This is a genomic window from Streptomyces sp. NPDC047869 (genome assembly GCF_040704065.1).
Taxonomy (GTDB): domain Bacteria; phylum Actinomycetota; class Actinomycetes; order Streptomycetales; family Streptomycetaceae; genus Streptomyces.
On the sequence record NZ_JBEYRK010000007.1, the window covers coordinates 85,507 to 97,770 of the forward strand.

11 protein-coding genes are annotated in these 12,264 nt (G+C 70.6%); 2 read left to right on the forward strand and 9 right to left on the reverse strand.

Annotation, left to right across the window (positions count from 1 at the left end; all coding sequences use genetic code 11):
• Positions 1-134: 134 nt before the first annotated feature.
• Positions 135-1,424 (forward strand): ROK family protein, encoded by a 1,290-nt coding sequence (locus AB0924_RS11845; RefSeq protein ID WP_358927963.1) that lies wholly within the window; start codon positions 135-137, stop codon positions 1,422-1,424.
• A 116-nt stretch (positions 1,425-1,540) separates the two neighbouring features.
• Here the strand turns inward: AB0924_RS11845 and AB0924_RS11850 are convergent, their stop codons facing one another.
• The 7 genes from AB0924_RS11850 to AB0924_RS11880 all read right to left on the reverse strand — a co-directional run bounded on the left by AB0924_RS11850 (position 1,541) and on the right by AB0924_RS11880 (position 9,224).
• Positions 1,541-2,374, reverse strand: a complete 834-nt coding sequence (locus tag AB0924_RS11850; protein ID WP_358927961.1) for a class II glutamine amidotransferase — start codon at positions 2,372-2,374, stop codon at positions 1,541-1,543.
• Between the two features lie 439 nt (positions 2,375-2,813).
• Positions 2,814-4,871 (reverse strand): elongation factor G, encoded by a 2,058-nt coding sequence (gene fusA / locus AB0924_RS11855; RefSeq protein ID WP_366911279.1) that lies wholly within the window; start codon positions 4,869-4,871, stop codon positions 2,814-2,816.
• 494 nt (positions 4,872-5,365) lie between these two features.
• On the reverse strand, positions 5,366-5,695 hold the full coding sequence (locus AB0924_RS11860) for a deoxyxylulose-5-phosphate synthase (protein ID WP_366911280.1): 330 nt from the start codon (positions 5,693-5,695) through the stop codon (positions 5,366-5,368).
• A 100-nt stretch (positions 5,696-5,795) separates the two neighbouring features.
• Positions 5,796-6,626, reverse strand: a complete 831-nt coding sequence (locus tag AB0924_RS11865) for an SAM-dependent methyltransferase (RefSeq protein WP_366911281.1) — start codon at positions 6,624-6,626, stop codon at positions 5,796-5,798.
• 143 nt (positions 6,627-6,769) lie between these two features.
• Entirely contained in the window at positions 6,770-7,561 is a 792-nt protein-coding gene (locus AB0924_RS11870; RefSeq protein WP_366911282.1) for an ABC transporter permease, read from the reverse strand.
• A complete protein-coding gene (locus AB0924_RS11875) occupies positions 7,558-8,520 on the reverse strand; it encodes an ATP-binding cassette domain-containing protein (protein WP_366911283.1) in 963 nt (320 codons plus the stop codon). Before AB0924_RS11875 ends, AB0924_RS11870 begins: the two co-directional genes overlap by 4 nt.
• Positions 8,521-8,552: 32 nt before the next feature.
• The gene (locus AB0924_RS11880; protein WP_366911284.1) at positions 8,553-9,224 is read right to left on the reverse strand and encodes a DUF4097 family beta strand repeat-containing protein; all 672 of its coding nucleotides are present in this window, start codon (positions 9,222-9,224) and stop codon (positions 8,553-8,555) included.
• Between the two features lie 244 nt (positions 9,225-9,468).
• Here AB0924_RS11880 and AB0924_RS11885 point away from each other — a divergent pair, with 244 nt between their 5' ends.
• On the forward strand, positions 9,469-10,221 hold the full coding sequence (locus AB0924_RS11885; RefSeq protein WP_366911285.1) for a helix-turn-helix domain-containing protein: 753 nt from the start codon (positions 9,469-9,471) through the stop codon (positions 10,219-10,221).
• An 851-nt stretch (positions 10,222-11,072) separates the two neighbouring features.
• Here the strand turns inward: AB0924_RS11885 and AB0924_RS11890 are convergent.
• Positions 11,073-11,663, reverse strand: a complete 591-nt coding sequence (locus AB0924_RS11890) for a DsbA family protein (protein ID WP_358927945.1) — start codon at positions 11,661-11,663, stop codon at positions 11,073-11,075.
• A gap of 226 nt (positions 11,664-11,889) precedes the next feature.
• Entirely contained in the window at positions 11,890-12,111 is a 222-nt protein-coding gene (locus AB0924_RS11895) for a hypothetical protein (RefSeq protein WP_366911286.1), read from the reverse strand.
• Positions 12,112-12,264 lie beyond the last annotated feature (153 nt).

Below are 12,264 nucleotides of genomic sequence, written 5' to 3' on the forward strand. Positions count from 1 at the left end.
CCCGTTCGGCTTCCGAAGCCCCTCATGGCTTAATTTAGGATGTGAGTTAAACCTCAAGAGAAACGCTCGTCAAGGGATCCGGCAGCGATATCCGGTCCGGCGGGCCGGAATTGCGCGCGAACCAGGGAGGTCGGGTGGCAGGACTGAGCGGCCGTACGGTGCGTGACCTGCGGCGGGAGAGCCGGGGTGCCGTTCTGCAACGGTTGTATTTCGATGGGCCGACGAGCCGGCAGGCGCTGGTCCCGGCGACCGGACTGAGTTCGGGCTCCGTCAGCAACGTCGTGGCCGAGCTGCTGGCCGACGGGCTGGTCGAGGAGGCGGGCAGCGTCGGCTCCGACGCGGGCCGGCCGCGCCGGCTGCTGCGGATACGGCCGGACAGCGGGTGCCTGATCGGGGTCGACGTCGGCGAGACCCGGGTACGGGTGGAGCTGTTCGACCTGGCACTGCGCGAACTGGCTCGGGCCGAGCGGCCGTTGGGACCACGCGGCTACGACGTCGACGCCGTCGTCGGCCATGTCCACGAAGGCATCGCCGAGGTGCTCGGCGCGGGCCGGCCGCCCGCCGGTGATCTGCTCGGCGTGGGCATCGGCGTGCCCGGCATCATCGAGGAGGCGGAAGGAGCGGTCGTCCACGGGCAGACGATCGGCTGGGACGCCGTCCCGCTGGAGCGGCTGCTCCGGCGGTCCGGCGCCGGTCAACTCCCACCGGAGGTGCCCTACTTCATCGACAACGGGGCGAAGACCCTCGGGCAGGCCGAGATGTGGTTCGGCGCCGGGCGCGGGGCCCGCAACGCCGTGGTGGTGCTGTTCGGCTCGGGCGTCGGCGCGTGCGTCGTCACGGAGGAGGCGGCCCAGGGACGGGCGGTGGAGTGGGGGCATCTGACGGTACGGGTCGGCGGACGCCGGTGCCGGTGCGGCGCCCGGGGCTGCCTGGAGGCGTACGCGGGCGCGGAGGCGCTGGTGGCGCGGTGGCGGGAGGCGGGCGGACGCCCCTCGGCCGGGGCGGACGAGGAGACCGCGCTGACCGAACTGCTCGCCGCGGCCCGCCCCGCCGGCGGCCGCGCACCCGACCCGGTCGCCGCGGCCGTGCTCGCCGAGACCGCCGAGTACCTGGGTGCGGGCCTCTCCGATCTGATCAACCTCTTCCAGCCGGAGCGGCTGCTGATCGGCGGCTGGGCGGGGCTCCAACTGGGGGGCGCGTTCCTGGACCAGGTCCGCGAGCACGCCCTCGCGCAAGCCCTGCGGTTTCCGGCGGGCCGGGTCGGCATCGAACTGGGCCTGCTCGGCCCGGACGCGGTCACCGTGGGCGCCGCGGTCCTGCCGCTGGCCGCGTTCTTCACCCGCGGCGGCCACCGGCCGCGGCCCGTCGCCCGGCCTGTGCCGTCGCCGGCTTGGCGGGTGGCGCTGGACGGGCGGCTGGTGTGAGGGGAGGAGGGGTGTACGCGCTGGTGAGAGGTGGGGAAGGGTGCGCGCTGGTGCGAGGAGGAAAGGGGCGCGCGGCCGGGCGGGTGGCGGTGCGGGGTCGTCGCCGCGGCCGGCCGTCAGGGAGGCGCGGGCTGGAAGTCCCGGAGGCGGTCGTGGCCCTCCTGGACGACTCCGTAACTGTTCGCCGGTACCTCGTTCCAGGCACCGGGCAGATCGCCCAGGGGCTCCGACACCACCAGACGGGTCTCGTCGGACACGCCTCGCAGGAAGTCGGTGTCCGGGTGCAGCGCCCGGATGTCCTCCACCCTGCTGCTGTAGTAGAGCGACCTGGGTGTGCCGGCGCTGGCGTATCTGAAGGCCAGGAGCTGTTCTCCGTCGGCGACCGCGATCGTCATCTGCAGTGGCGGCGCCAGCTCGTGTTTCCGGGCGAGCTGTTCCACGAAGCCGGCCATACGGGCGACACCACCGGCCGGGTCGTCGGCCAGACCGAACGTGAGGGCCAGGTAGAACATCACCTCCGAGTCCGTGTTGCCCTCGATCGACGGGAAGAGCGCCGGGTCGACGGCGAGGAGGAGGTCCCGGCGCAGCAGGTGGAAGCCGGCGATGGAGCCGTTGTGCATCCAGATCCAGCGGTCGTAACGGAACGGGTGGCAGTTGGTCTGCTGGACGGGCGTGCCGGTGGAGGCCCGGACGTGGGCGAAGAACAGGGGGGCGCGGACATGCCCCGCGATCTCCCTCAGGTTCCGGTTGCTCCAGGCCGGGCCGACGTCGTGGAACACGGCCGGAGTACGCGCGTGCTCCTCGTACCAGCCGATTCCGAAGCCGTCGCCGTTGGTCGTCTCGACACCCATCTTGGCGTGCAGGCTCTGGTCGATCAGCGAGTGCTTCGGCCGGTACAGGACCTCTTCGAGGGCCAGGGGCGTTCCCGAATAGGCAAGCCAGCGGCACATGTCACGCCCTCCGTACGGCGTCGCGGCCATGACGCGTCATGGTTCGTGTCCGGCCTCGTGACGTGCGTTGTGTCGTGCTTCGTGTCGTGCGTCGTGCCGCGTCTCGTGTCGTGCCTCGGTTCGAGTCCTCGGTCATCCTCGTCTCACGTCTTCCCTTCCGGGCAGCCGGGCCAGGGGTGTCCGTCGTCCACCTCATCCGACTCGGCGGGCGACCGCATCGCCCGGCAAGGGTGATTTTGTGTTCCGCCGGCTCCCTGAACAGGCCGTCTTCCGGGTCCCCGGACGTGTGCGGGCCACACCACGCCTTGAGGTCATGCGTGATGCGGCCCGCTTGTGGTCTACGTCCGATCCGCGCGCGCCCCGCGTACGATCCGCGCGCGCCCCGCGTACGGTTCGCGTGCGGCCCGCGTCCGGCTCGGCACCCGACCGCCCTGGCCCCCTACCGGACCAGGGTCTTCACCGGTGCCGGCGCGTAACCGGCCGCCCGCGTGGTGAAGGTGCCCCGCCCCTGGGTACGGCTGCGCAGGCGGGTCGCGTAGCCGAACAGCTCGGCCAGCGGCACGGTGGCCGTCAGCACCGCCGCGCCGCCCCGCGTCCCGGAGCCGGTGACCCGGCCGCGCCGGGCGGCGAGGTCACCGAGGACACCGCCGACCGCGTCCTCCGGCACGGTTACGGTGACCTCGGCGACCGGCTCCAGCAGGGTCATCGCGCACACGCTCAGCGCCGCGCGCAGTCCCAGCCGGCCTGCGGTGCGGAACGCCATGTCGGAGGAGTCCTTCACATGCGTGGAGCCGTCGGTCAGCGTGACTCGCAGACCCGTCACCGGGTGACCGCCGAGCGGCCCCTCGGTCAGGGCGTCCCGGCAGCCGGCCTCCACCGCGCGCACGTACTCCTGCGGCACCCGCCCGCCGACGACGACGGACCTGAACTCGAAGCCGGCGGGGCCGACTTCGGCTCCGACGGGCTCGACGTCCAGGACGACATGGGCGAACTGGCCCGCGCCGCCGTCCTGTTTGACGTGCCGGTGGACATGACCGCTCACGCCGCGCACCACGGTCTCCCGGTGCGCGACCCTCGGACGGCCCACCGCGACCTCGGGTCCGCCGTCACGCCGGATCTTCTCCACCGCCACCTCCAGGTGCAGTTCCCCCATCCCGGACAGCACCGTCTGCCCGGTCTCGCCGTCGGTGCGCACCACCAGGGAGGGATCCTCCTCCGCCAGCCGCGCCAGCGCCGTAGCCAGCTTCCCGGTGTCCGTGGCGCGCCGCGCCTCCACGGCCACGGAGACCACGGGCTCGGCGGCCACGGGCGGTTCCAGCAGCAGCGGGGCGCCGGGATCGCACAGGGTCGAGCCGGGCCGCGCCGACTTCAGGCCCGCCAGCGCGACGATGTCACCGGCGACCGCCCGGTCCAGCTGGGCGTGCCGGTCCGCCATGACCCTGAGGATCCGTGCCACCCGCTCGGTGCGGCCGGTGCCCGGGTCCCACACGGTGTCTCCCTTCTCGACGGCGCCCGAGTAGACGCGTACGTAGGTGAGGCGTCCGGTGCTGCCCGCGTTCACCTTGAACGCGAGGGCGGCGAACGGCGCTTCGGGGTCGGCGGCCCGCCGCTGCTCGGTGTCCTCGTGCACACCGCGTACGGCGGGCACGTCCAGCGGCGACGGCAGGTAGGCCACCACCGCGTCCAGCAGCGGTTCGATGCCGCGGTTGCGGTAGGCGGAGCCGCACAGGACGACCACGCCGTCGCCGGTGCGGGTGAGGTCGCGCAGCGTGGCGGCGAGGGTGCCGGCGGAGAGGGTCTCGTGGTCGCAGAACTCCTCCAGGGCGGCGGGGTGCAGTTCCGCGACCGCCTCCTCCAGCGCCCGGCGCCGTCGCAGCGCCTCCTCGCGCAGCGCTTCCGGCACCGGCCCTTCCACGGCCGTACCCTCGCCGTCGGCCCAGACCAGGGAGCGCATCCGCACCAGGTCCACCACGCCGGTGAAGCCGTCCTCGGCACCGATCGGCAACTGGACGACCAGCGGGGCCGGATGCAGCCGTTCCCGGATCGAGTCGACGGCCCGGTCGAGGTCGGCGCCCGCGCGGTCGAGCTTGTTGACGAAGGCGATCCTGGGAACGCCGTGCCGGTCGGCCTGCCGCCACACCGACTCGCTCTGCGGCTCGACCCCGGCGACGGCGTCGAACACGGCGATCGCCCCGTCGAGGACGCGCAGCGAACGCTCGACCTCGTCGGCGAAGTCGACGTGGCCCGGGGTGTCGATGAGGTTGATGCGGTGACCGCCCCAGGCACAGCTCACGGCGGCGGCGAAGATGGTGATGCCACGGTCGCGTTCCTGCGGGTCGAAGTCGGTGACGGTGGTGCCGTCGTGCACCTCGCCACGCTTGTGCGTGGTGCCCGTCGCATACAGGACGCGCTCGGTGACGGTGGTCTTGCCGGCGTCGACGTGGGCGAGGATGCCGAGGTTGCGGACGACGGCGAGGGTGCTGAGGTTGGTGCGCACGGCCCGTGGCCTTTCTGCGGATCAGGAAAAGGGGCAGCGCGATTTCCCGGACGAGAAGACACGGGGAACTCTGAAACGGCCTTGCCGGCCTACGAGTTGGTGAGCCGGGTCAGTGGGTCGTCACGGGCATCCGGTACCGGCCGCGCAGCGGGCACCGGACGGACGAGGACACCAGGATCACCTCGGACCGCGACGGGGGAACGACGACGGCGGTACGGTCACGCACGGCCGGGCTCCCCTCGGTGATAACGGTTCGGTGGACGCACCGAGCACGCCGCCGATGTTCGGGTGGGGCGTGCGGTGCATGCCGAGTCTAGGAAAGAGACCGGGCGGCGAGTAGCGAATATTCGGAGCGGTGCGGCGGGCGCGGTCGAGGCGGGGCGACGCCGGGTGGGGCACGCCGACGACCTTGCCGGGCTGCCCCGCCTGAGCGGCTCCGAGCGGCGGCCGTGTCGGTCCTCGACCACGGCCGCCGGCCTTGAGCCGCGTCGACGTCACAGCACTTCGTACCGGACGAGCGCCTTGGCGAACGGCTCGCCGCTGCGCCGGGCGTAGGTCATCCGCTCGCGGACCTCGCTCAGGCTGCGGGGACGGTAACCAGGGCCGCCGCAGCAGCTCTTGTGGAACCGGACGCCGGCGTGCAGCAGCACCGACAGCGTCCGCCAGGCGGCGGTGTCCCGGCGACGGGGTGCGGCGAAGGCGGAGCCGACGTGGATCAGCGGCTGGGCGCAGCGGGGGCAGATCCGCCGCCTGTCCGGGCCGTAGGACTGCTTGTAGGAGGCTCGGCAGGGCAGGCAGACGTAGGAGGTCTTCGCGTGGGCCATGCGGCCAGGGTAGGTGGCCGCCGAAGAGGCGTCTCGATCATTTCCTGGCGTGCCCGTCGACCGGTCGGCCGCCCGAGGCCCGGGGTCCAGCCTGCCGCGCCTAAGCGGACTTCCGCGCCAGCCCGGCGGCGATGAGTCGCTCCCAGACGGTGAGTTCCTTTTCGCCGCCGCTCTGCCCAGGGCTGCCTGCCGCCTCCGGACGCCACAAGGGCGCCGGAACGATCCCGGGGTCGAGGATCTCCAAGCCGTCCAGCAGGGCTTCGATCTCCTCCTCGGTGCGCCACCGGCCACGACCGAAGGTCTGCTGGAGGACCCGTTCGGCCTCCGCGGTCTCCGGGTTGTCGCCGGAACGGAAGTGGCTGAGGAAGAAGTAGCTGCCCGGGGGCACCTGGTCGCGCCAGTAGCGGACGATGCCGGCCGGGTCCTCCTCGTCGTTCACGTGGTGGAGGACGGCGCTGAGGATGACGGCGACGGGGCGGTCGAAGTCGATCAGTTCCAGGGTCTCCGGGTGGGTGCGGACGTCCTCGGGGTTGCGTACATCGCCCGCCACGACCCGGGTCCGGTCGTTTTCCTCCAGCAACGCGCGTCCGTGAACCAGTACTTGGGGGTCGATGTCGGCATACACGACCCGGGACTCCGGAGCGTGCCGTTGTGCGATCTGGTGGACGTTGTCGGCGGTCGGCAGACCACTGCCGAGGTCGATGAACTGCCGCACGCCGGTCGTCGTCACGATCTCCGCGACGGCCCGGATCAGCGCCGCGCGGTTGGCGAAGGCGATCGCCACCGAACCGGGGAGGTCACGCTTGAACACGTCACCGACCTCCCGGTCCACGGCGTAGTTGTCCGTGCCGCCGAGCAGGTAGTCGTAGACGCGGGCGATGCTCGGCCTTGTGCGGTCGATGGAGAGGCCTTCATCCGTCATGGCGGCCATCCTCCCTCCTCCGCGAAGTCGCGTGTGCGAGAAGGCGGAAGTGTCCGGGGCGCAGACGAACGGGGCGGCGTACCCCGACGGTTGTCGGTGTACGCCGCCCTGGGTGGGAGGGGTCGCGGGGACGGCCCGCGTGGTCATGGCGGTTACCTGGGGTCCTGGTTGAACTTGGAGGCGGACCAGAGGTAGCCGAGGACGGCGAGGGCCAGGCACCAGGCGACGGCGAGCCAGCCGTTGTTGCCGATCCCGGTGCCCAGGAGGAGTCCGCGCAGGGTTTCGATGGCGGGGGTGAACGGCTGGTACTGGGCGATGGGCTGGAACCAGCCGGGCATGGCGTCGATGGGGACAAAGGTGCTGGACAGCAGCGGCAGCAGGATCAGGGGCATGGCGTTGTTGCCGGCGGCCTCGGCGTTCGGGCTGATCAGGCCCATGCCGACGGCGATCCAGGTGAGCGCGGTGGAGAAGAGCACGAGCAGCCCGAACGCCGCGAGCCACTCCCAGAGGGTGGCGTCGGTGGAGCGGAAGCCGATGGCCACGGCGACGGCGCCGACGAGGACGACGCTGATGACGGACTGCAGGACGCTGCCGATGACGTGACCGATGATCACCGAGCCGCGGTGGATCGCCATGGTGCGGAAGCGGGCGATGATGCCCTCGGTCATGTCGTTGCAGACGGAGACCGCGGTGCCGACCACGGTGCTGCCGATGGTCATCAGCAGCAGGCCGGGGACGACGAAGGCGATGTAGGCGGCGCGGTCCGGTCTGCCGCCGCCGATGCCGGCGCTCATGGTGTCGCCGAAGATGTAGACGAACAGGAGCAGCAGCATGATCGGGGTGAGCAGGAGGTTGAGGGTGAGGGAGGGGTAGCGCCGGGCGTGCAGGAGGTTGCGGCGCAGCATGGTGGAGGAGTCGCGCAGGGCGAGGGCGAGGGTGCTCATCGGGCGTTCTCCTTGGGCTGGTTCGGGATGCCGGCCCCGCCGGTGAGGGCGAAGAAGACGTCGTCGAGGTCGGGGGTGTGCACGGTCAGTTCGTCGGCCTCGATGCCGGCCGTGTCCAACCGGTCGAGGATGAGGCGCAGTTCGCGCTGGCTGCCGTCGCTGGGGATGTGCAGGGCGAGGGCCGTGTCGTCCCGGGTGACCTCGTGCAGGGCGGTGGCGGCGCTCTGGTAGGCGGCGGGGTCGGTGAAGCGGAGGCGGACGTGTCCGCCGGGGACGATGCGCTTGAGCTCGTCGACGGTGCCCTGGGCGGCGATCTTCCCGCCGTGGAGGACGGCGATGCGGTCGGCGAGTTCGTCGGCCTCCTCCAGGTACTGGGTGGTGAGGAAGACGGTGACGCCGCCGGTGACGAGTTCGCGGATGATCTGCCACATGTTGTGCCGGGAGCGCGGGTCGAGGCCGGTGGTCGGCTCGTCGAGGAAGATGATGCGGGGGCTGCCGACCAGGGTCATGGCGATGTCGAGGCGGCGTTTCATGCCGCCGGAGTAGGTGGACGCCGGCTTCTTCGCGGCGTCGGTGAGGTCGAAGCGCTCCAGCAGTTCGGCGGTCACCCGGCGTCCCTCGCGCCGGGTGAGGTGGTTGAGGTCGGCCATGAGGAGCATGTTCTCCTCACCGGTGATCAGGCCGTCGACGGCGGAGAACTGCCCGGTGACGCCGATCGCGGCGCGCACGGCCTGCCCTTCGGTGCCGAGGTCGTGACCGTCGACGCGGACGGAACCGCTGTCGGGGTCGGGCGAGATGAGGGTGGAGAGGATGTTGACGGCCGTGGTCTTGCCGGCGCCGTTCGGGCCGAGCAGGGAGAAGATCGTTCCCTCCGGTACGGCCAGGTCGACGCCGTCCAGGACGGTCTTGTCGCCGTAGGACTTGCGCAGTCCGTTCGCCGCGATGGCCAGGTCGGTCATGAGAGGTGCCCCCTTGTTTGCTGTCTGCGGATTCAGAGGCTGCGGGCGGTGATGTCGCCGTAGGCGGTGGTGGCGTGGATGGTCAGGTCGGCGGCGGCACCGTCGGTGTTCCGCAGCGCGTTGTGGATCCGGCCGTAGCCGGTACCGGCGTCCAGTGAGGCGGAGACTCCGTGGGCGGCTCCGACGGTGATCTCGCCGTGCTGGGTGCGCAGGGTGACCTCGCCGCGCTGGGCCTCGGCGACGCTGATGTCGCCCTTCTGGGTGCTGATCTCGGCGGGGCCGCCCAGGCGGCCGACCGTGACGTCGCCGGCCTGGAGGGTGAGGTGGGCGGCGGCGGTCTCGTCGAGCTTGACCGAGCCCTGCGCGCCCTCGAAGGTGACGTCGCCGAGGCGTCCGACGCCCCGGAGTTCGGCGAGGGCCGCCTTCGCCTCGACCCGGGAGCCGGCGGGCAACTGGACGGTCACCTCGACGGATCCGGACGAGCCGAGGATCCGGTTCTTCGCCGCGGGGGCCTCGATCCGCAGGACGCCCTCGGCGTAGGTGACCTCGGTCTTCTCCGCCGCCTCCACGTCGCGGCCCTTGGAGGCGTCGGCGGGCAGTACCTCGACCGTGGTGTCGCCCCGGTCGGCGGCGATGAAGCGGATGTGCCCCGCCGGGACGTCCAGGACGACGGAGACCGGGGCGGGGGTGTCGAACTTCTGCATGGTGTGCTCCCTCTTCTGTGTCGTCGGGCCCGAGCGGCCCGTCGTTTCTGACAAGGGAAAAGCTACGTTGCGTTCACGACTTCGGCAACATGCTTGTTGCGTTGCTGAAGAATAAGTGCAGGTGAAGCGCATATTTCGTTGCAACGATCGACGCGGTAACGCAACAACCCCAGCAGAGTGCGTTGCAATGAAGTGAGAGTGAACGCTATAGTGGGACCCACCACGCACCACGAAGGAGACCGCGATGCCGGGAGGCCGACTCACCCAGCAGGAACGCCAGCAGATCTCGCTGGGACTGGCCGACGGCCTCGCCTACGCGGAGATCGCCAGGCGTCTCGACCGTCCGACCTCGACCATCACCCGCGAGGTGATGCGCAACGGCGGCCCCACCGCCTACCGCGCCGACCTCGCCCACCGCGCGACCGAACAGCGCGCCCACCGCCGCAGACAGACCACGCCCCGCGACACGAAGGCAGCCCCGCAGGCCCACGGCCGCGACGCCGAGGCCGTGCGCGAGTACGAGGAGGCGTTCACCACCCTCCTGATGCGGCAGGGCCTGCCGAAGATGATGTCCCGGGTGCTGACCTGCCTCTACACCGACGACACGGGCAGCCTCACCGCGTCGGAACTCGCCCGCCACCTCCAGGTCAGCCCGGCGTCGATCTCCAAGGCCATCACCCAGCTCGAGAGCCAGGGCCTCATCCGCCGGGAACGCGACGAACGCCGCCGCGAGCGCTACATAGTCGACAACGACGTCTGGTACCAGGGAATGATCGCCGCCGCCCGGTCCAACGCCGAGCTCGCCGAGACCGCACGGCAGGGCGTCGCCCTCCTCGGCCCCGACACCCCGGCCGCCGCCCGCCTGGAAAACATCGCCCGCTTCGTCGACTTCGTCGGCGAGAGCCTCGCCCGTGCCGCGGAACAGGCCCGCGACATCCTGTACGCGCAACCCGAAACCCCCGAGGCCGGCACCGCCAGGCCGGACAAGGACCACTGAGCGGCTGACGCGGGCCGCGTACGCATACGAAAACGAGGGCCTCTACCGTAAAGGTCGTGGCCCTCTTGTCCGTGTTCTCACGGTGAGTGTCCGAGGGGTGAGTTGACCGTTGACGATACGGTCGTGGTGACGCAAGGGCGGCCCAGCCTTGGGATCCAGACGTAAATCTTGCCCGTCATTTCGTCACAGTTCTTGGCGAGCGCCGATCCTGCTGGTCTTTCGTCATCCGTCACCGGATTACAGGTCGCCCCGGCCGTCCTGGCGGGACCGCTGCCGGCGCCTGGCACAGCGGCTGCGGCGCCGCCGGTGAGGTGGGCGCGGGGACCGCAGGCCGGGCTCCCGGACGCCGCCTCCGGTAGCACCAGTACGGCGGTTTCCTCGACGAATTGCGAAACAGGCCGAACTTCCCCCGGTAACGGGCAGGCGATCCGGCAAGTGCATCGGTCGCATTGGCGAGCGTGGACGCAGTAAGAAAACATAGGCCAACGCTCACCTTGCTTCTTGAATGCGGCATCAGCCGCATCCGTACCCACAGATGCAACGCAGGAAGAAGTAAGCGGCGATCAACGTCGGTTGACGACGTGCCAGGAAGGATATCTCCATGCCCTTCGCCAAGATCACGCCGGCCAAGAAGGCCAAGGAAAAGGAATGCGGCGCGGCCGGCAAGGCTCAGCACCACTGCCAGACGGCACCTGTCATCCCCTTCGGAGGCCGCGTCCGCCGCACTCAACTACTCGGCGGCCTCAGCACGAGTACCAGCGAGCAGCCTGACGGCAGGCAGACAAACGGCCTGATCAGCAGCCCGAACCAGGGTTTTCACGCAGGACACGGTCCACGGCTGACCGGGTGCCTCATCCTCCGACACCGGCGAGGGCGGCACGGACCGCGGCGAGGATGGTCCGGGGGTTGGCCGGTACCGGGACCCCCTGGACCGCCACGGTCGGCGTTCCGCCCACGCCCCGCTGGACGGCCATCGCCGTCACGTAGGAGCTCCAGTCCAGGTAGACGCCCTGCCGGACGCACGCGGCGAACGAGCTGTCCGCCAGTCCGACCGCGCGGCCGAGCTCGACCAGTTCGTCATCGGACAGGCCCGGCCCGCCCTCGGGGGGCTGGTTGGCGAACAGCGCGTACAGGTACTCCATGAAGTGGCCGCCATCGGACGCGCAGCCCGAGGCCGCCGAGGCACGGGAGGAGTACCGGGTGGTGGACAAGTCGTCGAGAAAGCCCATCGGGTGGTAGACGAGACTGATCGCCTCGTCGGCCACCAGCTCGTCAAGGAGTGGCCCGCTCTTCCCTTCGAACTGCTTGCAGAACGGGCACAGAAAGTCGATGAAGGCATCCACCTGTACCGGGCCGGCTCCGACGACGATGCCGTCCCCGGTCGGCGAGGCACTGGCCGGAACCCGGGAGGGCGAGCTGATGTGGGGCGTCTGAGTACTCATGCCGGGTCCCCTGTCGTGAAGCCGATGGAGTTCGCGTCATAACACGCGACAGGCGTGGCAAGCCGGCCACGTGCGCCGGGACCTCGAATGCGGCACCGGAAAGGCGCACATGCCGCGCCACCGCTTCTTCCAGCCTCCCACCGGCCCGGTGGATGTCAAACAAGCGCTTGCGAGCGATTCTCATGGTGTGCGCGCAGCCGTGTTCCGGGCGCCTGGATGTCCGACGCTAGATGTTCTGGAACTCGTTCGGCAGTTGCGACATCAGATCCTGGAACTCCGTGCCGGGGACGGCCTCTCCCAGAGTCATGGAAACCGCCGCAACGCCCCTGCGCGCCACGGTCTCATCGATATTGCCGGGCATGTGATCTCCCTTGGATTCCGCCGCCGGGTACAGGATTCCCCGGAATGCTTCGACGTCCGCATCAGCCGGTTTTGCCGGGAACGCCACGGGTAGCACGGCCCGTACGAAGTGCCCCGGGACAACAGCCGAGAGGAGGAGGCATGTCTTCCTCAAGCGTACGGGACGTGCTGGACGCGCCGCAGGACTCGACTTCCCTGCGGGCAAAGAGGAACTGGTCGAATGGCGCGAAGCGCCTCTCCG

Bases quoted from the DNA above. Each gene is read 5' to 3' on its own strand.
- AB0924_RS11850 (WP_358927961.1), bottom strand. From the start codon at position 2,374: ATGTGCCGCTGGCTTGCCTATTCGGGAACGCCCCTGGCCCTCGAAGAG.
- AB0924_RS11860 (WP_366911280.1), bottom strand. From the start codon at position 5,695: ATGGCCCACGCGAAGACCTCCTACGTCTGCCTGCCCTGCCGAGCCTCC.
- AB0924_RS11865 (WP_366911281.1), bottom strand. From the start codon at position 6,626: ATGGCCGCCATGACGGATGAAGGCCTCTCCATCGACCGCACAAGGCCG.
- AB0924_RS11870 (WP_366911282.1), bottom strand. From the start codon at position 7,561: ATGAGCACCCTCGCCCTCGCCCTGCGCGACTCCTCCACCATGCTGCGC.
- AB0924_RS11875 (WP_366911283.1), bottom strand. From the start codon at position 8,520: ATGACCGACCTGGCCATCGCGGCGAACGGACTGCGCAAGTCCTACGGC.
- AB0924_RS11880 (WP_366911284.1), bottom strand. From the start codon at position 9,224: ATGCAGAAGTTCGACACCCCCGCCCCGGTCTCCGTCGTCCTGGACGTC.
- AB0924_RS11885 (WP_366911285.1), top strand. From the start codon at position 9,469: ATGCCGGGAGGCCGACTCACCCAGCAGGAACGCCAGCAGATCTCGCTG.
- AB0924_RS11890 (WP_358927945.1), bottom strand. From the start codon at position 11,663: ATGAGTACTCAGACGCCCCACATCAGCTCGCCCTCCCGGGTTCCGGCC.